The 23480-nt window shown below is 41.3% G+C and carries 17 protein-coding genes and 1 tRNA gene; 15 read left to right on the top strand and 3 right to left on the bottom strand.

All coding sequences use genetic code 11. The features are described from left to right. Positions 1-21 precede the first annotated feature (21 nt). The 12 genes from AC5ZC7_RS27650 to AC5ZC7_RS27595 all read left to right on the top strand — a co-directional run bounded on the left by AC5ZC7_RS27650 (position 22) and on the right by AC5ZC7_RS27595 (position 15461). Positions 22-1101: a glycosyltransferase gene (locus tag AC5ZC7_RS27650; protein ID WP_496162273.1), complete on the top strand. Its 1080-nt coding sequence runs from the start codon at positions 22-24 to the stop codon at positions 1099-1101. 6 nt (positions 1102-1107) lie between these two features. Then, positions 1108-2187: an EpsG family protein gene (locus tag AC5ZC7_RS27645; RefSeq protein ID WP_496162272.1), complete on the top strand. Its 1080-nt coding sequence runs from the start codon at positions 1108-1110 to the stop codon at positions 2185-2187. Next, entirely contained in the window at positions 2180-4066 is a 1887-nt protein-coding gene (locus AC5ZC7_RS27640; protein WP_496162271.1) for a DUF4838 domain-containing protein, read from the top strand. The genes AC5ZC7_RS27645 and AC5ZC7_RS27640 overlap by 8 nt, the downstream gene beginning before the upstream one ends. Before the next feature lie 50 nt (positions 4067-4116). Beyond that, on the top strand, positions 4117-5229 hold the full coding sequence (locus AC5ZC7_RS27635; RefSeq protein WP_511911283.1) for a glycosyltransferase: 1113 nt from the start codon (positions 4117-4119) through the stop codon (positions 5227-5229). 4 nt (positions 5230-5233) lie between these two features. Continuing rightward, complete coding sequence (locus AC5ZC7_RS27630) at positions 5234-6244, top strand: polysaccharide biosynthesis protein (RefSeq protein WP_496162269.1); 1011 nt, start codon at positions 5234-5236, stop codon at positions 6242-6244. Positions 6245-6247: 3 nt separating this feature from the next. Next, positions 6248-7375, top strand: coding sequence for a non-hydrolyzing UDP-N-acetylglucosamine 2-epimerase (wecB, locus tag AC5ZC7_RS27625; protein ID WP_496162268.1), 1128 nt, complete (start codon positions 6248-6250; stop codon positions 7373-7375). A 1-nt stretch (position 7376) separates the two neighbouring features. After that, positions 7377-8243, top strand: coding sequence for a sugar nucleotide-binding protein (locus AC5ZC7_RS27620; protein WP_496162267.1), 867 nt, complete (start codon positions 7377-7379; stop codon positions 8241-8243). Between the two features lies 1 nt (position 8244). Next, positions 8245-9459 carry a glycosyltransferase gene (locus AC5ZC7_RS27615; protein WP_496162266.1) on the top strand — a complete coding sequence of 405 codons (1215 nt, stop codon included), beginning with the start codon at positions 8245-8247 and terminating at the stop codon, positions 9457-9459. Positions 9460-9489: 30 nt separating this feature from the next. Further along, complete coding sequence (gene gmd, locus AC5ZC7_RS27610) at positions 9490-10602, top strand: GDP-mannose 4,6-dehydratase (protein WP_496162265.1); 1113 nt, start codon at positions 9490-9492, stop codon at positions 10600-10602. 2 nt (positions 10603-10604) lie between these two features. Further along, on the top strand, positions 10605-11531 hold the full coding sequence (gene fcl, locus AC5ZC7_RS27605; RefSeq protein WP_496162264.1) for a GDP-L-fucose synthase: 927 nt from the start codon (positions 10605-10607) through the stop codon (positions 11529-11531). A gap of 189 nt (positions 11532-11720) precedes the next feature. Continuing rightward, the gene (locus tag AC5ZC7_RS27600; protein WP_496162263.1) at positions 11721-13307 is read left to right on the top strand and encodes a hypothetical protein; all 1587 of its coding nucleotides are present in this window, start codon (positions 11721-11723) and stop codon (positions 13305-13307) included. Positions 13308-13550: 243 nt separating this feature from the next. Further along, positions 13551-15461: an ATP-binding cassette domain-containing protein gene (locus AC5ZC7_RS27595; RefSeq protein ID WP_496162262.1), complete on the top strand. Its 1911-nt coding sequence runs from the start codon at positions 13551-13553 to the stop codon at positions 15459-15461. Between the two features lie 149 nt (positions 15462-15610). Here the strand turns inward: AC5ZC7_RS27595 and AC5ZC7_RS27590 are convergent, their stop codons facing one another. The 3 genes from AC5ZC7_RS27590 to AC5ZC7_RS27580 form a co-directional block, all read right to left on the bottom strand. Further along, complete coding sequence (locus tag AC5ZC7_RS27590) at positions 15611-17032, bottom strand: hypothetical protein (RefSeq protein ID WP_496162261.1); 1422 nt, start codon at positions 17030-17032, stop codon at positions 15611-15613. A gap of 91 nt (positions 17033-17123) precedes the next feature. After that, a tRNA-Arg gene (locus AC5ZC7_RS27585) sits at positions 17124-17198 on the bottom strand. A gap of 47 nt (positions 17199-17245) precedes the next feature. Continuing rightward, complete coding sequence (locus tag AC5ZC7_RS27580; protein ID WP_496162260.1) at positions 17246-17812, bottom strand: MarC family protein; 567 nt, start codon at positions 17810-17812, stop codon at positions 17246-17248. An 87-nt stretch (positions 17813-17899) separates the two neighbouring features. Here AC5ZC7_RS27580 and AC5ZC7_RS27575 point away from each other — a divergent pair, with 87 nt between their 5' ends. The 3 genes from AC5ZC7_RS27575 to AC5ZC7_RS27565 all read left to right on the top strand — a co-directional run bounded on the left by AC5ZC7_RS27575 (position 17900) and on the right by AC5ZC7_RS27565 (position 23416). Beyond that, positions 17900-18484, top strand: coding sequence for a helix-turn-helix domain-containing protein (locus AC5ZC7_RS27575; RefSeq protein ID WP_496162259.1), 585 nt, complete (start codon positions 17900-17902; stop codon positions 18482-18484). 104 nt (positions 18485-18588) lie between these two features. After that, positions 18589-21801 carry a SusC/RagA family TonB-linked outer membrane protein gene (locus AC5ZC7_RS27570; protein WP_496162258.1) on the top strand — a complete coding sequence of 1071 codons (3213 nt, stop codon included), beginning with the start codon at positions 18589-18591 and terminating at the stop codon, positions 21799-21801. Between the two features lie 28 nt (positions 21802-21829). Next, complete coding sequence (locus AC5ZC7_RS27565) at positions 21830-23416, top strand: SusD/RagB family nutrient-binding outer membrane lipoprotein (protein WP_496162257.1); 1587 nt, start codon at positions 21830-21832, stop codon at positions 23414-23416. The last annotated feature ends 64 nt before the right edge of the window (positions 23417-23480 follow it).

The raw sequence follows: 23480 nt of genomic DNA, 5'->3' as shown, positions 1-23480 counted from the left end.
AATGAAAAGAAACAGCCATTTATGAATAAAGAAGTAGCGATTTTAATTAATGATATTACCAAATCTGCGGGTACAGAAAGAGCCGTGGTGAATCTGGCTAATCTGTTGGCAGAAAATGGATATAGACTTACAATTATCAGCAGCTATACCAGCGGAGGCGAACCATATTTTAAACTGGCCTCATCTGTAAAAATTATTCATCTGGCGAAGCCTGTGGAAGGGAAAGGGGCAGTCAACAGATTAAGATGGTCCTATGCGTATATCAGGGCCGTGAGAAAACAGTTAGTGGTTCTTAAGCCTCATTTTGTAATTGGTACCGTACACGGCCTTAACATGATGCTTCCTTTTATTTGCGGAGTAAATGGTAGCATAAAAGGAATTGCCTGCGAACATATATCATATGCCTCTGTACCTGTTTATTCACGTATGGTTCGAAGCTTATTATATTCGCTGGTAACAGTGGTGGTTTTAACGGAAAGGGATAAAAACAAATACAGGAGTTCGAAGAAGGTGGCTGTTATTCCCAATTCGCTCTCTTTTACACCAGGAAGTTCCCCGGATTATAGTAAAAAAAGGATACTTTCAGTAGGTAGATTTACCTATCAGAAAGGGTATGATATGCTGCTGTCTTCCGCTGAATTGTTAAAAGATAAGTACAGCGACTGGACGATCAGTGTATTTGGAGAAGGAGAATTAAAGGAAGAGCTTCTGACGCAACTTCATGTTGCTGGTCTGGAAGGCTTTGTAAACTTTCATGCACCCACAAAAAATATACAGGAAGAGTTTTTAAATAGTTCCATTTATGTAATGTCATCCAGGTTTGAAGGCTTACCAATGGTTTTATTGGAAGCACAGGCCTGTGGCTTACCTTGTGTTAGTTTTGATTGTCCGGAAGGACCGAGAGATATCATCACTGATAAAAAAGATGGCTACCTGGTAAATAGTGAAGATATTAATGGCTTGGCTGCGGCGATGGCTTCGCTTATGAACGAAGAACAACTAAGAATTTCATTTGGGAGCGAAGCCAGGATTGCATCCCAAAAATATAGTAAAGAAATTGTATTTGAAAAATGGCAGCAGCTTTTTGTAAAGTTGAACTGATAACGCATGGTTTATTTTATAATATTCGCTTTTTTATTGGTTTTATCCGGCGCAGATCTGGTTAAGATTCCGGCCCGCCTGAAATCATTATTATTCTATCTGCTTTGTGTTTTGTTGATCTTGTTCTCTGGTCTGAGGTTTGAGACAGGTTTTGACTTCGAAAATTATCAGAATATCTTCGATGACATTAGAAGTTTTAAGGATGCTACACAGAGTCTCGCGGTTGAGCCCGGGATGGGAATACTCATTTACCTGCTTAAATCGTTAAACTCTCCTTATGGCGGAATGCTCTTTTTATTTGCAGTGATAGCCATATTCCTCAAATTCCGTTTTATAGAAAAATACTCGATCTACCCCTTCTTCTCCGTAATGATTTATTATTCCAGGGTTTTTTTAGCCCAGGATATGGGGCAAATCAGGCAAGGATTGGCAATGGCGATTATATTGTTCACTCTTGACAGCATCCAGAATAAGAATCTAAAAAAGTTCCTTCTGATTACATTATTAGCCTGCCTTTTCCATTTATCTGCCATTCTTTTTGTGCCGGTATATTTTCTTGCAAACCGACAATTTTCCAAGAAAACGATCACTATTGTTATCGCATTATCTACCCTGTTTGCCGTATTTTTTGATTTCAAGACCATATTATTGACCTACGGTATGGGGCTTTTGCCTGGATTCCTGTCAAATAAACTTTTATTGTACGCTTCTGTTATAGAAGCAGATCAAACGCTGGGACTTACTTTTTCCGTTTTCTTTCGGATATTTTTAGTATTGGCATTATTGTGGTTGAAGGATAGATCAGTGCAATTGCCATCATATACAAATGTGGTATTTAATATATATGTATATGGTTTGATTTTTTATTTGGTGCTGAATTCCTTCCCTCAAATGGGAGGACGAGGCAGTCTCTATTTTCAACAGTTTGAAATATTATTGATCCCCATTATGATTAAATGTCTGAAGGAAACAGTTTTCAAAGTATTCGCTATTCTCATCATTGGACTATACTGCGTATGGGGAATGAACACAATTGTAAACTCACCGGAAGACGCTTATGTACCTTATAAGACGGTGATTGACTAGTTTTTCATTTTTATTAAACAATTCGCTCTTAATTTTTAAAGCCATGAAGACTATGAGAAACAAGAAAGTGATCATTGCTGCAATAGGCGCGATGATGGTGTGTTTAATATTATGTATTACCTCCCGGATGTATGCTTCCGGAAACAAGGGAAATAACCCGAGAGAGACGAACAGTATTTCAGATTATACCATTGTAATATCCGGGAAAGCCAATGCCGATGAAAAAGCCGCCGCAGCTATTTTGCAGAAGTATATTAAGCAGTTATCCGGTGCATCACTGGCAATTAAAACAGATGCTGCTGCTGCCTCCAATAATGTTATTTCCATAGGAATGACCAGCCTTGCAGCAAAAGCAGGGATTAAGAGTACAGGTATTAATGACAACGGCTTCCTCATTAAAACAGTCAACAATAATTTATATATCCTGGGAAAAGGGGAGAAGGGAAATGTATACGGAGCGTATACTTATCTTGATAAATACCTGGGTTTCAAAAAAATAGGATCAGCACCTCCAATAGTCCCCACCAATAAGGATATATCATTTAGAACATCGATTAATGATCTCGAAAACCCTGGATTCAGTTACCGGGAAATTTATTTCTATAATACACTGATTCCGCAACAGGAATATCGTGACTGGCATAAATTAAATACCCAGTATGATAGCTCATCAGGTTGGGGCCTTTTTGTTCATACTTTTAACACATTGGTACCACCAGCAAAATACTTTAAAGATCATCCTGAATACTATGCCCTGAGAGACGGCAAACGGGTAACCACCCAACTGTGCTTATCAAATCCCGAAGTGCTGGAGGTTTTAACAAAAAATCTGGCAGACCTAATGCAAAAGAAGCCTGGTGCGAAATATTGGTCTGTTAGTCAGAACGACAACTATCAATATTGTACCTGTGATCTCTGTAATAAATTAAACTTTAGAGAGAAGAGTCAGTCGGCTACTATTTTAACTTTTGTCAATAAAGTGGCGGCAAGGTTTCCCGATAAGATCATCTCAACGTTGGCTTATCAATACTCGCAAAGGCCGCCCCTAACAATAAGACCAGCCGCCAATGTAAATATTATGTTGTCTACAATCGGCTGTGACAGAACAAAACCGATAAAAACAGATAATGGTGCCGGTGCTGTTGCTTTCAGAAGAGATTTTGAAGGTTGGACTAATCTGACAAATAATATTATTGTTTGGGATTATGTGTCACAATATGCACATTTTCTGGCACCGTTCCCGGTTATTGCGGTTTTAGGGCCTAATTTGCAATATTTTCGCGAAAATAATATTACAGCGGTTTTTGAACAGGGAGCCGGCGGATGCCCGGAAGATTTTGCTGAGCTGAAGAATTATTTATTAGCAGAAATGATGTGGAATCCTAATGCAGACGAGGATGCAATTGTGTCGTCCTTTTTACAATCTATGTATGGGAATGCCGCTGGCAAAGTTAAACAATACCTTGACGCACGCGAGCAGGCAGTGTTGGCAACAGGGGCAGTTTTAAAAACAGGGGGCAATCCCGGACAGGCAGCAAATACCTTTTTATCGCCGACATATCTTGATAATTACAAAAGTATTCTGAACCAGGCGCAGGACATGGTGAAAAATGATCCATTGTATGCCAAAAGAATCAATTTTCTGCAGCTAACCCTGGATTATGCCACAATAGAGACTGCCAAAGCCGGAAACCCCTTAGCTGCTGCAGGCGCTTCAGCAAGAGTAGCTACGTCAAAAGCGTTAAATGTAACCTCGTCAGGTAATAATCAACCGTTGCAGTCCCTGATTGACAATTTCACCGCTAAAGCTAAACAATCAGGCATCTCTGTCCTGAACGAGAATTTTTTAACTTTGGATGCTTATGGGAAACAGAAGTAAATTTTTAATATATATTTTTTATATAAACTTGGAACTTTTTGAAAAGGAATTTGCCTAATATCCTGGTTAATGTAACGGCAGCAGTGGAGGGAGGAGCGCTTAGCATTTTAAATCAATTTATAAATGCGGCAATAGAAAACATTGACAGGTACAATATCTATGTATTCACGAGCATAGCCTTACCTGCTTATGATAATACGGGTGTACATATCATTAATGTGAGCAGGAAAAGTTATTTGAAAAGGCTGGAATGGGACTATAGAGGAATGCGCCAGTGGATAGATCAGCAACAAATTGTGCCATCATTACTGGTATCTTTTCAAAACACCGGTATCAGATATAATAAACAGGTTCCCCAATTAATCTATTATCACCAGCCGGCGCCTTTTGAAAAGATTAACTGGAGTATTTTCCGGAAAGAAGAGCGAATCTTTTGGTTTTATAAGTGGATTTACCCTTTTTTTACCAGAATTACTTTAACAGGTAAAACCTATTTTGTTGTACAAACCAAATGGATACGTGAGGGAGTTATGAAGAAATTCTCTGTTCCGAGTGAAAAAATAAGGGTTATCAGACCCGATTTTACACTCCCAAACGGAGAAAATGCAGCATTGTTAGCCCTGGAAACCGGTCCGTTTTATGTTTTCTATCCTGCTTTGCCCTTTATACATAAGAATCACATAGAAATTGTAGAGGCCCTGCATTTGCTCATTAGTTCCGGTCGGTTACCTGATAATAATATTAAGATTATTTTCACGTGCGAATTTGATCAAAGTAAGGCATTTGTAAATCGAATAATAGCCCTGGGGTTACAGGATTATTTTATTTTTACCGGAAAAATCAGTTATTCAACCGTTATTTCCTATTATAAAAATGTAGATTTAGTTGTTTTCCCCAGCGTTATGGAAACCTTTGGACTTCCACTGATTGAAGCAGCTTCATTTGGACTAAAAATTATAGCTGCAGATATGAACTATGCAAGGGAAGTCCTGGCCGATTATGAGGGAGTACAGTTTGAACAAGTGAAGTCTCCGGAAACCTGGGCTAAAGCTATTGAACAATCGTACATGAATAATAAATCATATAATCCATTATGCATTGAACAGCAAAATGGATGGAAAGAGTTTTTTAATTTTGTCGCTATAATCATAAATGAAAATTAATAATATGTTTGAGAATAAGACACTACTTATTACTGGAGGCACAGGCTCGTTCGGAAATGCAGTATTGAAGCAATTTCTTAAGTCGGACATCAAAGAAATCCGCATTTTCAGCAGGGATGAAAAGAAGCAAGATGACATGAGGTTACTTTATAATGATACAAAAATCAAATATTATATAGGTGACGTCAGAGATTCGCAAAGTGTAGATCAGGCAATGGTAGGGGTCGATTATGTTTTTCATGCAGCAGCTTTAAAGCAGGTTCCTTCCTGTGAGTTTTATCCTATGGAAGCTGTAAGAACCAATATACTTGGCGCAGAAAATGTATTGTCAGCAGCATATAAAAATAACGTTAACAGAGTTATTGTATTGAGCACCGATAAGGCGGTTTATCCTATTAACGCCATGGGGTTGTCAAAGGCGATGATGGAAAAGTTAATGGTGGCAAAGGCAAGGTTGCTGGATGCGAAGAAAATGGTATTCTGCGCCACCCGCTATGGCAATGTAATGGCCTCAAGAGGATCAGTAATCCCTTTGTTTGTTAAACAAATCAAAGAAGGTAAGTCGTTGACGATTACAGATCCTAATATGACCAGGTTCATGATGTCGCTTGACCAGTCAGTTGAATTGGTCAAATTTGCGTTTGAACATGCTTTCCCCGGAGATATTTTTGTACAAAAAGCACCAGCTTCAACAATTCATGATCTGGCAGTAGCCCTGAAAGAAATCTTTAATGCCAGCAATGAAATCAAAATTATTGGTACCAGACATGGAGAAAAGCTTTATGAAACCTTACTGAACAGAGAAGAAATGGCCAAAGCAGAAGATCTTAAGGATTACTACAGAGTGCCTTCAGATGACAGGGACCTGAACTACTCTAAGTTCTTTGCAGAAGGAGAAGTTAAGACTTCTGCCGCAGAAGACTACAATTCGCATAACACACATCGCCTTGATTTAAAAGCGACAAAAGAATTGCTGTTAAGTTTGGATTTTATTCAGGAGGAATTACAAAATTAAGGTATGTTAAAAGTAATGACAATTGTAGGCACCAGGCCTGAAATCATAAAGTTAAGTTGTGTTATTAACGAACTGGAAAAATATACAAATCATATTTTAGTTCATACCGGACAAAACTTTGATTACGAATTAAACGAAATTTTCTTTAACCAGTTAAACATCCGGAAGCCGGATTACTTTTTGAATGCTGCAATGGAAACTGCAGCATTGACTATTGCAAAGGTAATTGAGAAAGCAGACGAGGTATTGGCAAAAGAAAAACCAGATGCATTGTTGGTATATGGAGATACCAATAGCTGCTTATCTGTAATACCGGCCAAGAAAAGGAAGATCCCTATTTTTCATATGGAAGCAGGTAACCGGTGTTTCGATCAACGGGTACCAGAAGAAATAAATAGAAAAATTGTAGATCATCTGAGTGATATTAATATGCCACTTTCAGAGCATGCCAGAAGGTATTTGATAGCAGAAGGATTGCCACCTGAGAATATCATCAAAACCGGTTCTTCCATGAAAGAAGTGCTGAAACAACACCAGGATGGTATTGAGCAATGCAATATATTGGAGAAGGAAGGATTGGAAACAGGCGGTTATTTTTTAATCAGCACCCATCGTGAAGAGAATGTGGACTCAGAAGAGAACTTCCAGAATTTGCTGGAATCCATTAACGAAATTGCGAAGAAGTATAATAAGAAGATCATTATCTCAACACATCCAAGAACACGGAAAAAATTGGAACAGATCGGACATATTAACGCCGATGAAAGAATAATTTTTTCAAAACCTTTTGGATTCTACGAGTATATAAAACTGCAGAAAGAAGCTTTTTGTGTAATATCAGACAGCGGCACCATTACAGAAGAATCTTCTATCCTGCATTTCCCGGCAATCACCATCAGACAGGCACATGAAAGACCGGAGGGAATGGACGAAGGCGTGCTTATAATGACAGGATTGAAAAAAGAACAAATACTGAATGCAATTGATGTGGTTGTACAACAATTTCATGAAAACAAGAATGTATTCAGAACTGTCGTGGATTATGATGTAGAGAATGTCTCCAAAAAAGTAGTTAGAATTATCTTATCATACACAGACTACATTAATAGAACTGTTTGGTATAAACAATAACATGAGTAAGAAGAAAAAAATTCTGTTATTCGGATCAGCAGGTATGGCCGGCCACGTAATGCTCAAAACCCTGGAGCAAGACGGTGGATTTGAAATAATAGATGTTGCAAGAAACAAAACCTCTGATAATTCCATCGTACTGGATATTATTGACAGAGAAAAACTGGAAAACCTGGTATTGTCTGTTAAACCTGATTTTATTATCAATTGTATTGGTGTCCTGATAAAAGGAGCCAACAGCAATAATGCCAATGCCATTTATGTTAATGCCTTCTTTCCGCATGAACTAATGCGGTTGGCGGATATGGCAGATGCAAAACTAATCCATATTAGTACAGATTGTGTGTTTTCCGGTGAGAAAGGGAATTATACCGAGAATGACTACAGAGACGGAAAAGATGTGTATGCCCAAACTAAGATTTTGGGTGAAATTATCAATGACAGGCATGTAACTATCAGAACTTCTATTATCGGACCAGAGCTGAAAACTTCGGGAGAAGGCCTTTTTCACTGGTTTATGCTGCAACATGGAGAGATTGGTGGATACACCAATGCCTTTTGGTCAGGAGTAACCACGCTGGAGTTATCAAAAGCAGTAATGTCTGTGATCAAAAATGGACAAACAGGTCTTGTTCATTTGACGGCACCCGAAAAAATCGCGAAGTACGACCTTTTATTATTATTTAAAGACATTTGGCATAAAGAGGATGTTACAATAAAGCCAGTTAATGCCAAAAACGTTGATAAAAGTCTTGTTAATACAAGAAAGGATTTTGAATACAACGTACCTCCTTACCCGGATATGCTGAAAGAACAACTGGCTATGATGATGGAGAACAAGGAATTATATACTCATTATTCCTTTTGATATGAGTAAAGAGAAGTACCTGATAATTACAGAAGTATTTTATCCTGAAAGTTTCTTGGTAAACGATCTTTGTTTTGACCTGAAAAAGCAAGGATACGATGTAGATGTACTGACCAGGACGCCGTCGTACCCGCTGGGCGTAACAATGAAAGGATATAAGAACAGGCTGTTTCAGAAGAATATCCATAATGAAGTTAACATATATCGTGTACCTATTGTTCCTGGTTATGCCAAACATTTGGCGCTGAAGATCTTAAATTATATATGTTTTCTTTGGTGCAGTACAATTGCCATATTATTTATTGGCAGAAAATACAGTAAGGTGTTTGTATATCAAACAGGGCCGCTGACAGTAGCCATTCCAGGAGTGATCTGGAAGAAGATTTTCAGAAGAGATCTGATTGTTTATACACAGGATGTGTGGCCGGATACTGTATTTGCATATGGGTTCAAAAAAAGGAAGCTATTGGTTTCAATGCTGAGCAGATTTACATCCTGGGTGTACAGGCATACCGATGTGATATTGGTTTCCTGTAAAGGATTTGTATCCAAAATAGAAAATTATGCCGGCAGGGAAAAGCCTATCAGGTATGTTCCCAATTGGTCGTTAGTGACTAATGACGATAAAGTTTCCAGTGTGCCTGAAAATATATTGGGTCCCAAAATGAATTTTACTTTTGCCGGGAACATTGGTAAAGTGCAGAATCTTGAAAATGTTGTGAGAGGATTTCATGCTTTTAACAGTGTACATAATGGCGCAACATTGAATATTATAGGTGATGGAAGTAATCTGGGAGACATAAAGGAAATTGTAGAAAATGAACATATTGGTGATGTTGTTTTTTGGGGGCGTAAACCGTTGGAAGAAATGCCGGTTTATTTAAGCAATAGTCAGGTACTGGTAATTTCACTAATAGACAAACCTATATTTGAGATAACCGTTCCTTCAAAGTTTCAGGCTTATATTGCGATGGAGAAACCTTTGCTGGGAATTATCAAGGGTGAAACTGCCAGCCTGATTGTAGATAATAATATAGGGATATGTGCGGATCCGGAATCGCCTGAAGCAATTGCTACAGCTTTTCAGTCATTTTATACATTAGAGAAACCGGAGCTGGCTCAGCTGGAATCGAATGCCCGGGAGCTAAGCAGGAATGAATTTGATAGAACAAAATTAATTAATCAAATTGCAGGGTTTCTTGTTACATCCAAATGATTCATATTTTTTGATTAGATATTAATATAAATGAAAGTTGCTCTTATAACAGGTATTACTGGACAGGATGGTGCTTATCTTGCACAGCTACTGCTGAAAAAAAACTATAAAGTCCACGGTATTAAAAGAAGAAGTTCTCTTTTTAATACAGATAGGATAGATCATTTATATCAGGACCCACACGAAAAGAATGTAAACTTTAAGTTGCATTATGGGGATCTCACCGATAGCACCAATCTGATCCGTATTATTCAGGAGGTGCAACCAGATGAGATCTATAATCTTGGAGCAATGAGTCATGTACAGGTGAGCTTTGAAGCACCTGAGTATACAGCGGACGCGGATGGTATCGGTACCCTGCGTATCCTGGAGGCTATACGGATTCTGGGCCTTTCCCAAAAAACAAGAGTATACCAGGCATCTACTTCTGAATTATATGGTCTTGTACAGGAAGTGCCGCAATCAGAAAAAACGCCGTTTTATCCCCGTTCTCCATACGCAGTTGCTAAAATGTATGCCTATTGGATTACCGTAAATTACAGAGAGGCATATAATATGTTTGCCTGCAACGGAATCCTATTTAACCATGAAAGCCCTTTAAGAGGTGAAACATTTGTGACAAGAAAGATCACCCGCGCCGTTGCAAAGCTGGCGTTAGGAATGCAGGATAAACTGTATATGGGAAACCTTGATGCAAAACGTGATTGGGGGCATGCAAGAGACTATGTGGAAGCAATGTGGCTCATGTTGCAACAAGATAAACCAGAGGATTATGTTATTGCTACGGGAATAACAACTACTGTAAGAGATTTTATTATAATGGCATTTGCTGAAGTTGGTGTCGAACTAACTTTTAAGGGAGAAGGTATTGACGAAAAAGGATATGTGAAAAGTGTTAGCCAGGAAGGATCTCCATTAGCAATAGGACAGGAAGTTGTAGCAATAGATCCAAGATATTTCCGGCCAACAGAGGTGGAGTTGTTAATTGGCAATCCAACAAAAGCGAAAACACAACTGGGATGGACTCCTAAATATGATTTACCAGCGTTGGTAAAAGAAATGGTGGCCGCAGATGTGGAGCTGTTTCAACGTGAAAAGTTACTGAAAGATGCAGGGTATAAAGTTTTAAATCAATTTGAGTAGGCATGAACACCAAAGATAAAATATATGTTGCCGGGCATAGAGGAATGGTGGGTTCTGCCATTGTAAGACGCTTGAAGAAAGACGGATTCAATAATATTATTACGAAAACGTCGAAAGAACTTGACCTCCGGGATCAGGCTGCAGTGGCTGCTTTTTTTGAAGAGACAAAACCAGATTATGTTTTCCTGGCTGCTGCCAAAGTGGGAGGTATTATGGCTAATAATACCTATCGCGGTCAGTTCATTTACGAAAACCTCATGATCCAGAATAATGTCATTCATCATGCGTATTTGAACAATGCTAAGAAACTAATGTTCCTGGGGTCATCGTGTATTTATCCGAAATTAGCGCCACAACCGCTGAAGGAAGAATATTTGCTTACAGGACCATTGGAACCAACCAATGAACCGTATGCTATTGCAAAGATTGCAGGAATAGAAATGTGTGATGCGTATAGAGCGCAATACGGATGTAATTTTATTTCTGTAATGCCAACTAACCTGTATGGACCGAATGACAATTATGATCTGAATAACTCCCATGTATTACCCGCTATGTTGCGCAAAATGCATGAGGCAAAAGTAAATAATCAGCCAACAGTAACAATATGGGGAACAGGAACGCCCAAACGCGAATTTCTGCACGCGGATGATATGGCCGATGCCTGTTTTTACCTGATGCAAAACTATAGTGAGAAAGGCCTCGTAAATATTGGTGTTGGTGAAGATATCAGTATTGGTGATCTGGCACAGTTAATTAAGAAGATTGTCGGATTTGAGGGCAATCTGGAATTTGATACCAGCAAGCCGGATGGTACCCCCAGGAAGCTAATGGATGTAAGTAAATTAAATAGCTATGGCTGGAAAGCCAGCCTCGGCCTTGAAGAAGGGATTACAGGGGTTTATAATGAAATCAAAGAAAAATTCTAAATAAGAACTCAGCTTCATGAGAGGCTGAGTTCTTATTCTACCAATCCCACGCTGTCATTACGATTTATTGAAAACATTATCTTTGCATTCGGCAAGCTGGAAATGTTGTGTCCTGCATCAGGATCAGTTTGTTTGGATGTTTGTGAAACCTGGTTCCGTGTGTATTTTCAAGCTCTCAAAAAAGAATGAATGAAGCATCTCATTTGGATGATCGCAATAGTGTTACTATGCGGTAATATCAGTGCTCAGGAAAAGTTACCTGTTATTATTCCATATCATTCCCAGAATATCCGGGAACTATATATGGATAGCAGTAATCATCATACTGCGTTTAAACAAATTTTGCACGAAGATACCAGTGCAATGTATACCCGTCCGGATACATCTAAGCATAGTTTAGTCCACCGGAAACTTTTCGACGAGCATCTGCTGGAATTTAGAAATAAAGACTACAACGTATTTATTGACTTTCTACCTGATTTTCAGATAGGCAAGTCCAGAGATGGTAGCAAAACTACCTGGTTAAATACAAGAGGAGCCAGTATCCAGGCAAACATTGGTACTAAGTTTTATTTTGAATCTTACTTTTTTGAAAACCAGGGTAAGTTTCCAGGCTACCTGGACCAGTACATACGCAAGAATCAAATTGTGCCCGGACAGGGAGGAATTAAGGATTATAGCAATGGCAAAGCATTCGATTATAATTATGCCAGTGCCTTATTATCCTATACACCTAACAAGTACCTGAATGTGACGGCCGGTTATGGGCAAAACTTTATTGGAGATGGTTATCGCTCATTGATTCTGTCAGATATTCAATTCAGTTACCCATATCTTAAATTAACAGGAACGCTTGGAAGTGTACAGTACACTGCTATGTGGGCGCAATTTATGGATAAGCACAGCAAAAGCTTTGCCTCTGCGTATGATGATCTGGGCTACTATAAAAAATGGGGCGTATTTCATTTCCTGGACTGGAATGTAAGCAAGAAACTAACCATTGGGCTCTTTGATGCTGTTATCTGGCCAGACGCCGATTCTTCCGGCCGTAAGCGTGGCTTCGATTGGAGCTATATGAATCCTATTATTTTCCTCCGTTCGGCTGAATTCTCTGAGGGCTCTTCCGATAATGCACTGGTTGGTATGAATGCCAAGTTCAAACTATTCCCCAAAACTACTATCTATGGTCAGTTGGTGTTGGATGAATTTAAGTTAAACGAAGTCTTCAAAGGCAATGGCTGGTGGGCAAACAAACAGTCCTGGCAATTAGGTTTCCGGTCATTCGATTTATTTAAGGCTAAAAATCTTGATCTGCAGGGTGAATATAATGCTGTTCGTCCTTACACTTACTCTTATAGGAGCACATTAATTAACTACGAACATTACAATCAATCCCTGGCACATCCGCTTGGAGCCAATTTCTGGGAGGTGTTAGGTATTGCTACCTATCGTATTAAGCGCTGGTACGGCCGTGGGGAAATAATGTATTCTAAATATGGAGATGACCCTGATGAGAAAACCAATTATGGGCATGATATATCAAAACCTTATACTACTCATCCTAACGCATATGGAAACTATATAGGGCAGGGTATTAAAACCAATCTGCTCTATGCACAAGGAACAGTTGCTTATGTCGTAAACCCTAAGTATAATCTTCGTTTGGAGGCTTCTTTGGCGGCAAGAAAGGTGAGCAATGACATCAGTAAAAGCACTGATCTGATCTTTAGCTTTGGCTTGCGGAGCACCTTCCGCCAGTTTTATTACGACTTCTAATCAACAAAATGAAATCATACACAAGCCCTTCCGCTTTTTAGCGCAAGGGCTTTTTTACTGATTTAACGCAAAGAGGGGGAGGATAATAATGGACAAAGGGCCGAAATGCTGCATTGTAATAAAAAGTTATTGGGTACAGGAAATCCCACTTATCCTATAATGAATATACGAAAAAAAAGATAATATCAAACACATAATCTCCCCATTCCTTACAGTGTTGCCGATAATTTATAACTTCGCGGTATGCATTACGTTACAGTAGAAGGGCTTACCAAATCTTTTGGCACCAAACCATTATTCAAAGACATTTCTTTTCATATTGAAGAAGGAGATAAAATAGCGCTGGTAGCGCTCAACGGTACAGGGAAATCTACCCTGTTACGCATTTTGTGTGGAAAAGATGTGCCCGATAGCGGGAAAGTATGGATACATAAGGATGTTACCGTAGTAATGCTGGAACAACAGGCAGATTTTGATATGTCTAAAACCGTGATAGAGAACATCTTCAATCACGACAATCCCATTTTAAACGCCATCAAAGCCTATGAACTCCTGACCGAAGAAGGCCATGAAGACCCCGATCTCGATAAATTAACAGAGGCCATTGCCAAAATGGATGAGCTAAATGCCTGGCACTTCGACTCAAAAGTAAAACAGATATTAGGAAAACTTAATATACACAATCTGGATCAACCGGTAGGTTCCCTCTCCGGCGGCCAGCAAAAAAGGGTAGCACTTGCGAAAGTATTGATCGAAATCGGCTTCGAACATAAGCACGTTTTACTGATCATGGATGAGCCTACCAACCACCTGGACGTATCTATGATCGAGTGGCTGGAAAATTATCTTGATCAGGAAAGAGTAACCCTGCTGCTGGTGACCCACGACCGTTATTTCCTCGATAGCGTGTGTAATGAAATCATGGAACTGGACCAGGAGCAGCTGTTTATCTATAAAGGAGATTATGAAAACTACCTGGAAAGGAAAGCCACAAGGGAGGAAATGGACAAAGCCAGTGTAGACAAAGCCCGTAACCTTTACCGTAAAGAGCTGGAATGGATGCGCAAGCAGCCTAAAGCCCGTACTACCAAGTCGAAGTCCCGCCAGGATGCTTTTTATGAAGTAAAAGATAAAGCAACCACTAAAGTCGCGGATCAGCAACTGGAACTCAATGTAAAGATGACCCGCCTGGGGGGCAAAATCCTGGAACTCAAAAAAGTATATAAATCTTTCGGAGATCTGAAAATCCTGAAAGGAATGGATTATACTTTCAAGAAAGGAGAACGTGTGGGTATTGTTGGTAAAAACGGAGTGGGTAAATCTACCTTCCTGAACATGCTGCTGGGCACAGAACAACCAGACTCCGGTAAAATCAATATAGGTGAAACCATCGTGTTTGGTAACTATTCCCAAACAGGATTGGTGGTGAAGGAAGATATGCGCGTGATTGAATTTGTGAAAAATATAGCAGAGAATTTTCCTTTAGCAGATGGTACTAAAGTGAGTGCTGCCCAGTTCCTGGAATTATTTCTCTTCCCCGCAGAAAAGCAATACACCTATATTTCCAAGTTGAGTGGAGGAGAAAGAAGAAGGCTACACCTGCTCTCTATTCTGTTCCGCAATCCCAACTTCCTGGTATTGGATGAACCTACCAACGACCTGGATTTGCCCACCCTCAGTATCCTGGAAAGCTTCCTGCAGGATTTCCAGGGCTGCGTCATCATTGTTAGTCACGATCGTTACTTTATGGACAAGCTGGTAGAACACCTGTTTGTTTTTGAAGGAGATGCCAACATCCGCGACTACCCGGGCAACTACACCCAATACCGCGAATGGCAAAAAGAAGAAGATAAGAAGAAAACGACAGCGCCTAAAAAGGAGATAGCGCCCGAACCGATAGTTACTGCTGCCGCCGCACCTGCCGCCGAAAACAAAGGCCGCAAGATGTCGTTCAAAGAAAAGCGGGAGCTTGAAATGTTGGAGAAAGAAATTGAAACCCTGGAAACAGAAAAGAAAACGATTGAAGCTGCCCTGTCCAGTGGAGAACTGGCATTCGATAAAATGGAGCCCATGACTCATCGCATTGGCGAAATCATTCAATTACTGGATGATAAAGGCATGCGCTGGCTGGAATTGAGCGAAATGAATGGATAATGCAACTCAGTATATAAACAAAGAAGCAGGCTATCAAAATAGCCTGCTTCTTTGTTTAGGTGTGTACCGTTTGCGCTGACAAGGTGTATATTGAAAAAGCCGTAAACATTGTGTATAACGTTTACGGCTGTATGATAATATTGTAAGAATTATTTTGTCTTTTTCTCCTGCTGCATCTTCCACTCTTCCAAAGCGGCTATCTTCCTATTCTGCTCAATAAGATACAGTGTTAACTCTTCTATTTTTGCCAGCAATTTTTTATTCATATCACCTACATCAATACCTTCTTTTTCCACTTCGGCTGCCGAAGGAATACCTTCCAGGTGCTGGTGGGTATCTACATATTTTTCCACTTCGGCTAGTGTAGGGAGCTGGTAGTTTTTATGGAATACGTAATCGGCCCAGCCAGTTTGTGTTACTTTAACCTGTCTTGCAGTAATCAGGCCGTTCACAGAGAGCGCAGTCTGCGGATTCACAGCAGTATTACCTGGGGCAATAGTCGCCCCTTTTTCATTAAGGAGAAGTATTGTCTGGTTGCTACTGGTAGTTCCTCCGGCAAGCTGTAATGGAATATATTTTGTTGCACCGGTTGTTCTGTCGAAGCCGATCAATGAGGCGATGTTGGCTGCTGTAACCCCTATCTCCGCCGCCATGCCTGTTCCATTGGCAGTATACCATCCCTTAAAACGCCCTTGCCCTCCAAGATCCAGTGCCCCAAAGCCATCTAACCGGCCTACCTGAGAAATGCCCGCATAAAATTTAAAGCCCTGTGTATTAAGTTGAGAAGGAACGCCAAACCACATATGATTACCTTCCATACCTATGTCCCAGCCAGTATTGGAAGGGCCGGGAACTCCACTCCTCAACGAAATTTTGCTTCCTATACTTCTGGAGTTATAAGTAGGGGCTCCTAAGCCAGACGGGGCAAAGTCTAAGAAAGGGTTGTTAGTATTTGTGAAGCTCAACCCATTTGCAATAGTAACAAGTCCATTCGCATCAATACGCATTCTTTCAGGCTGGGAAACACCTCCACCACCTGTGCCTGTATGAAAAGAAAGTTCGCCGGGTGTAGAGCTGTAAGTACCTCCCCGAAGACCTATCTCTGCCCCACGGTAGCTGTCTACGCCTGCGGCACCTCCGTAAATACTTAGTGCTCCCTGGGAATTATTACTACTAATTGTCTTGCCTGCGAGGCTGGCTATGCTTACAATACCGGAGGCCCTTGAAATAGAAAATGGATTAAGGAGCAAGGTGCCGTCATCCTGATAGCTGCATATCCTGAAATCAGATCCGGTGTTGCTGCCGCTTTCTGCGCCCTGTAACACCATCCTCCATCTCAAATTAACACCAGCTGGGGTAGCTGCACCACCAAAGAAATCGTGATGCGAAACGCCATCAGGATTGGTACCGGTACCCCGAAAAGTCTGTACGTAGCTGGAGGTAAAGCGTCCATTGATCCAGGCATCGGCACTTTGTGCAGCAGCTCTTTGGTTTTGAATGTAAGTGTTATCTTGGCTCTGTGCTAATAACGCACTGCCTGACATGAACAGACAAAGGAGTATTCTTCTCATAGATGAAAGTGGGATTTATGGCTACAAAATTATCTAAGCTGTATAGGCAGTTAAAAAAATGTCCGCAAATGATTCATTTGCGGACATTGGGTGGTAGCCTCGTCAAGAATCGAACTTGAATCTGGAGCTTCGGAAACTCTTATACTATCCATTGTACTACGAGGCCGGAAAGAACGCAAAACTACATTTTCTAAAGTATAATCCCAAATCAGGTTAAAGATTAATATTACTCTTAAATATTTTAACAGCTATCGCCAACAGGATGACCCCGAAAAATTTCCGCAAAACCATTAGCCCAGCCTTACCCAGCATGCGTTCTATGTAATTCAGGGAGCGTAATACAATATACACAATGACCAGGTTCAAACAGATACCCGCCAATATATTATACTGGTCGAAATTGGCTTTTAACGACATAATGGTGGTCAGGGTACCTGACCCGGCTATTAATGGGAAGGCAATAGGGACCACGCTGCCGGCTTTGGCGTCCTGGTCCGTTTTGAAGAACTCCAGCCCCAGGATCATTTCCAGCCCAATAACAAAAATCACAATAGAACCTGCTACGGCAAAGGAATGTACGTCAACACTCAGTAATTTAAGGAACGGCTCCCCCACAAACAGGAATAGGATCATCAGGAAACCGGAAGCCAGCGTGGCTTTCCCGGCGTCTATATGCCCCAGCTTTTCTTTCAGGGAAACGAGTACGGGTATAGAGCCTACAATATCAATGACCGCAAATAACGTAAAGGTAATAGCCAGAATTTGGTCGATACTGAACATGAATGCTAATTTGTGTAAATATAGGTAGAATGCAGAACGTTTATCCTGGCAGCTTTCTGCTTATATTTGTTTCAATATTACTTATATATGACCGAGGATATTATCATTCAGATCAGTAATAAGATCAAAGAAAAGAGAAAAGGGAAAGGGATTACTATCCAGGAATTGGCAGACCGGGCACAGGTGAGCAAAGGGCTGATATCTCAGATAGAAAACAACAGAACCGTGCCTTCCCTGCTGGTATTGATCAATATTATCAAGGCCCTGCAGCTGGATATGAATGAATTCTTCAATGAAATTGACCAACAAACCCAAAGTGCTAAAGTTATTATTAAACAAAAAGCCACTTACCAGGAGTTTGAAAAAGAACCGGCCAAAGGATTCCTATATAAGAGAGTGCTCACCAAAAATGTTAAAAATTTCCCGGTAGACATCGTACTGCTGGAACTCAAAAAAGGCGCTACCCGCACGCAAACCGTGAAAACCGATGCCTACGAGTATAAATATATTATCAAAGGCACCGTTGAATACCTGATAGATAACGAAAAATATGTGCTGGAAGAAGGCGACTCCCTGTTTTTCGACGGCCGCTTAGGCCATAAACCCAGCAATATAGGCGCAGACAATGCCCTCATCCTCGTGATATATTTCTTCCTGGATAGCGATAAATAACCATTTACAAATACTTAACATTAAATTTAGTATAGCTTAACATTCTGATCACATTGGACCCTAAACTTTGCGTGTAAATAAACAATACCCAAACCTACATTTACATGCAATCAAATCTACGTCGAGCGCTTAAAAGGCAGCTATGCGCCTTACTATTGCTGCTATTTACTACCACCTCCCTTTTTGCACAACGGGCTATTACCGGGAAAGTCATCTCAGGTGACGACCAGCAGCCTGTTATCGGAGCCACTATTAAAGTGAAAGGCGCTACCCGCGGCGCCATAACAGATGCCGCCGGAAACTTCGCCATCTCCGCTGCCAACACAGATGTACTTCAAATCAGCTTCATAGGCTTTTTACCACAATCCTATCCCCTGAAAGGTGCTACGGATGTTACCATCACACTGCAACCAGATAAAAAAGCACTGGATGAAGTAGTAGTAACTGCACTGGGTATACGTAAAGAAGTTAAACGTGTGGGTTATGCCGTACAGGAAGTAAAAGGAGCCGACCTGGTAAAAGCCCGCGAACCCAACCCTATCAACGGTCTGGTAGGTAAAGTAGCCGGTCTGACTGTAGGTGCCTCTGCAGAATTGCTCGCTGCCCCACTGGTATTATTACGTGGTAATAATATTGGTCTTTATGTAGTTGATGGCGTGCCTATCAACTCTGATACCTGGAACATTGCCCCCGATGATATTGAAAGCTACACCGTACTGAAAGGGGTAACCGCTTCTGCGTTATATGGCTCCCGTGGCCTGAATGGCGCTATTATGATCACTACTAAAAAAGGAACAAAAGATAAGCGCGGCCTTTCTATTGATTTTAACTCCAGCACCATGTTCGAAAAAGGGTTCAATGCCATCCCAAAAGTACAGGATGAGTATGGCCCCGGCGACCATGGTAAATATGCATTCGTAGATGGTAAAGGTAATGGTACAAACGACGGTGACTATGATGTATGGGGGCCTAAATTCGAAGGCCAGCTGATTCCTCAATATGATAGCCCCGTAGATCCGGCAACGGGTAAACGTAGCGGCACTCCCTGGATTGCCCGCGGTAAAAACAACCTGCAACGCTTCCTGCAAACCGGTATGCTGAGCACCAATAACATTGCAGTAGCTTCGCATACAGATAAAGCGGATCTGCGTTTCTCCCTGTCGCACTCTTATCAGAAAGGTATTGTACCCAATACTTCCCTGAATATTACCAACTTCAATATCTCCGCAGGATACAATTTCTCTTCCCGCCTGCGCCTGGATGCCTATATGAACTACAACCGTCAGTATTCCAATAACTTCCCGGATGTAACATATGGCCCTAACAGTCTTATCTATAACACCCTGATCTGGGCTGGTGCCGACTGGAGCATGGATGATATGCGTAACTACTGGCAGCCTGGTAAAGAAGGTATTCAGTCTATCTATGCAGAATACCAACGTTATCACAACCCATGGTTCATGACTTACGAATGGTTACGTGGCCACTACAAAACCGACATCAACGGCTACGCTAAACTGAACTACAAAATCAATGATAAACTGGAGCTGCTGACACGTACACAAGTTACCAGCTATGACATGATGAGGAATGAAAAAGTACCTTATTCAGCTCACCCTTATGGCCGCGAAGAAGGTAAAGGAGACTACCGGGAAGACAAGCGTTCTATGTTTGAAAACAACACCGATGTGCTGTTGTCTTATACCAACGTATTCCCTCACAAAATAGGTGTACATGCTTCAATAGGAGGTAATGCACGCTCTTACAAGTATAACTCCAGCTACGTTTCTACCAACTATCTGAACGCACCGGGATGGTATGGATTTGCTAACACCCGTGATCCTTTGTTTGCTACCAATTATTCGGCGCCGATGCTGGTATTGAGCACTTATGGCTATGTAGATATTGATCTGGGTAAATATGCCACTGTGTCCCTTACAGACCGTATAGACAAGGCATCGAACCTGCCTATCCGGACCAACGTATATTCTTATCCGTCCGTAGCTGTAAGTACAGTTGTATCTGACTATTTAGACTTGCCAACGCCGATTTCTTTCCTGAAACTCAGAGGTTCCTACGCCAATGTGAAAGGTGGATTTACCGCGAAGACAATTGGCGCTACACCGCTGGCTACCTATCCGCTGGGTTATGGTGCAGAGTACCAGTCTGCCTATGACGGACCTATTTATAATACACCGTTTTACAACGTAACACCAGTATATCAAAACCAGGCAGGTGCTTATATTTCACAAACCATTGCCAACCCTGACCTGAAACCTTTTGCTACCAAAGTATTTGAAGTAGGTGCGGATGTACGCTTCCTTAAAAATCGTATAGGCATAGACGGTACTTACTTTACCAGTCAGAACGGTCCGCAGATTTATGATGTAATTATTTCCAGCGCTACCGGTTATGCTAAAAACCGTATCAATGGGGTGAATACAAAGAAAACCGGTTATGAGTTCACACTGACTGGTACACCACTTAGAAATCCGAATGGTCTTAACTGGAACATTACTGCTAACTGGTCTACTTTCACAGAGAAGTATGTAAGCATCTATGGTGACGAAACCAAGCTGAATGCGTTTGTAGGCGTAGGAGACAGGGTAGATAAATTCTATGGATCTACTTTCGCAAAAACAAGCGATGGAAAAATCATCAATGGCCCGGATGGTCGTCCTATTGTAACCCCTACACAACAATTCCTGGGTTATGCCAGTCCTGACTGGGTTTGGGGCGTGAACAACAGCTTCAACTACAAAGGTATCAGCCTGAGCTTCCAGTTCGATGGCCGTGTAGGTGGCAGCATGATTGATTATATTCAGCAGCAAACCTTCCGTGGTGGCCGTAATATCCTGACCACACAAGGTGCAATGGGAGATGCCCGCTACCAGGACTATAAAGGGGTGAAATCTTACCAGGGTGAAGGTGTAGTGGTGAGCAACAATGTACCTGTTCAGTACGACAATAACGGTAATATCACTAACTACGATAAGTTGCAGTTCTCACCAAATACCACTAAGTCATTCCTGCAAGACTATATCAGCGTTTACTACAAAACCAATGAAGCGAATGTGATCAGTAAAACATTTGCGAAGCTCAGGGAAGTAACTATTGGGTATGCATTACCGGCTAATCTGCTGAAAGGTACTTTCATCAAGGCAGCCAATATTTCGTTTGTAGGCAGAAACCTGCTTTATTTCGCTAAGAATAAAGACGTGGACCTGGATCAGTATCCCGGCGCAGACCAGGGATCATCTACCCTGCAAACACCTACTACCAAAAGATATGGCTTTAACCTGAATGTTTCCTTCTGATCCCTTTCATTTATTAAACATGCATTGTATGAAATCATTTAAAATATTTACCATCATCGCTTTAGCAGGTGCTGTACTCAGCAGTTGTAACAAGAAGTATGAGGAATATGCTATCAATACCAACAAACCGGAGAAGGTACCACCCAGCCTGGTGCTGGGCGGTGTACTGGCCGACATGAATGCGGATAAACCATGGAGCAGCGTAATGCGCTGGAACCAGTTCGACTGCTGTAACTATAACTACTACGGCGACCAACGGTACGACTGGGGCGGTGCCGATTTCAGCAGCTACTATTCTATGATGAACGTAGTGCAGATGGAAGGCGAAGCCACCCGTCTCGGCGGACAAGCAGTGAACCCATATAATGCACTCGGTAAGTTTTTCCGTGCCTGGTTCTTCTATCGTATGACGAACCTGGTAGGTGATTTGCCTATGAAAGATGCGTTGCAGGGTAAGCTAGGCCTGACGCCTAAATATGATGATCAGAAAACGGTGTTTATACAAATTCTGAAATGGCTGGAAGATGCCAATACCCTGCTGGCACAGCAGATTGCCAACCCCGATAAAAGTGCCACTGCCGACGGACAAGTGCTGAAAGGTGATTTTTATTACGGTAATGATCTGACCAAATGGCAACGTGCCATCAACACTTTTCATTTACGTGTACTCATTACGTTGAGCCAGAAAGCTTCCGATAACGAGCTGAATGTAGCCCAGCAGTTTAAAGCCATCGTAAGTGATCCGGTGAAATATCCGCTGATTGAGTCAATGGATGGTAACCTGCAATTCATCTATAATAACATCAACAAATATCCATCCAACCCGGATAACCTGGGCTTTGATGCTACCCGTTACAACATGTCCGCTACTTATCTGAATACACTGGTAGGACTGAATGATCCACGGGCTTTTGTGACAGCAGAACCAGCTACACAGCAACTGAATCTGTTGCATAAATCACCCGCTGATATCACTGCTTATGTAGGTGCGGAACCAGGTATCAGCCAGAGTGATATGTCTTCCAATATGTCAAACGTAGATACAGCAGTATATTCTGTTCGCAGCCGTAGCCGCTATTATAGCAACTATGCCGCAGAACCTGGTGTAATGCTGGGCTATCCTGAACTGTGCTTTAACATAGCAGAAGCCATTAACCGTAACTGGATCAGTGGAGATGCAGAAGCGTGGTACAAAAAAGGTATCAAGGCTTCCATGGGCTTCTATGGTGTGCCCACTGAAAATACCGGATCTGTGGTAAAAACGTATGGTGGTAAGCGTTACGAAATACCTTTCAATTTCGAAGGGGTGTATTACAACCAGACCAGTGTGAAATATAAAGGTAACAATGCACAGGGCCTGGCGCAGATCCTGACCCAGAAGTACCTGGCCTTCTTTGAAAACTCTGGTTGGGAAGCTTATATCAACTGGAGAAGAACAGGTATTCCTACTTTCAGTGTAGGTGCCGGTACGGGTAACAGTGGCGTTATTCCTAAACGTTTCAAATATCCTGATTCAGAGCGTTCTGCCAATGCCATCAACTGGACCGCCTCGCTGAAAAGTCAGTTTAGCGGTACTACCGACGATATCAATGGCGCTATGTGGCTATTGAAGTAATAAGCGATTAACCCTTTTCAAAAAGCAGCGGAGAGCCATCTTCGCTGCTTTTTTGTTTAGAACC

The organism is Chitinophaga sp. 9-1-y (genome assembly GCF_059511905.2).
The sequence above is the reverse complement of the archived record's forward strand: the minus strand, read 5'-3'. Positions and strand labels throughout refer to the sequence as shown.

Bases quoted from the DNA above. Each gene is read 5' to 3' on its own strand.
- AC5ZC7_RS27650 (WP_496162273.1), top strand. From the start codon at position 22: ATGAATAAAGAAGTAGCGATTTTAATTAATGATATTACCAAATCTGCG.
- AC5ZC7_RS27645 (WP_496162272.1), top strand. From the start codon at position 1,108: ATGGTTTATTTTATAATATTCGCTTTTTTATTGGTTTTATCCGGCGCA.
- AC5ZC7_RS27630 (WP_496162269.1), top strand. From the start codon at position 5,234: ATGTTTGAGAATAAGACACTACTTATTACTGGAGGCACAGGCTCGTTC.
- wecB (WP_496162268.1), top strand. From the start codon at position 6,248: ATGTTAAAAGTAATGACAATTGTAGGCACCAGGCCTGAAATCATAAAG.
- AC5ZC7_RS27620 (WP_496162267.1), top strand. From the start codon at position 7,377: ATGAGTAAGAAGAAAAAAATTCTGTTATTCGGATCAGCAGGTATGGCC.
- AC5ZC7_RS27615 (WP_496162266.1), top strand. From the start codon at position 8,245: ATGAGTAAAGAGAAGTACCTGATAATTACAGAAGTATTTTATCCTGAA.
- gmd (WP_496162265.1), top strand. From the start codon at position 9,490: ATGAAAGTTGCTCTTATAACAGGTATTACTGGACAGGATGGTGCTTAT.
- fcl (WP_496162264.1), top strand. From the start codon at position 10,605: ATGAACACCAAAGATAAAATATATGTTGCCGGGCATAGAGGAATGGTG.
- AC5ZC7_RS27600 (WP_496162263.1), top strand. From the start codon at position 11,721: ATGAAGCATCTCATTTGGATGATCGCAATAGTGTTACTATGCGGTAAT.
- AC5ZC7_RS27595 (WP_496162262.1), top strand. From the start codon at position 13,551: ATGCATTACGTTACAGTAGAAGGGCTTACCAAATCTTTTGGCACCAAA.
- AC5ZC7_RS27590 (WP_496162261.1), bottom strand. From the start codon at position 17,032: ATGAGAAGAATACTCCTTTGTCTGTTCATGTCAGGCAGTGCGTTATTA.
- AC5ZC7_RS27580 (WP_496162260.1), bottom strand. From the start codon at position 17,812: ATGTTCAGTATCGACCAAATTCTGGCTATTACCTTTACGTTATTTGCG.
- AC5ZC7_RS27575 (WP_496162259.1), top strand. From the start codon at position 17,900: ATGACCGAGGATATTATCATTCAGATCAGTAATAAGATCAAAGAAAAG.
- AC5ZC7_RS27570 (WP_496162258.1), top strand. From the start codon at position 18,589: ATGCAATCAAATCTACGTCGAGCGCTTAAAAGGCAGCTATGCGCCTTA.
- AC5ZC7_RS27565 (WP_496162257.1), top strand. From the start codon at position 21,830: ATGAAATCATTTAAAATATTTACCATCATCGCTTTAGCAGGTGCTGTA.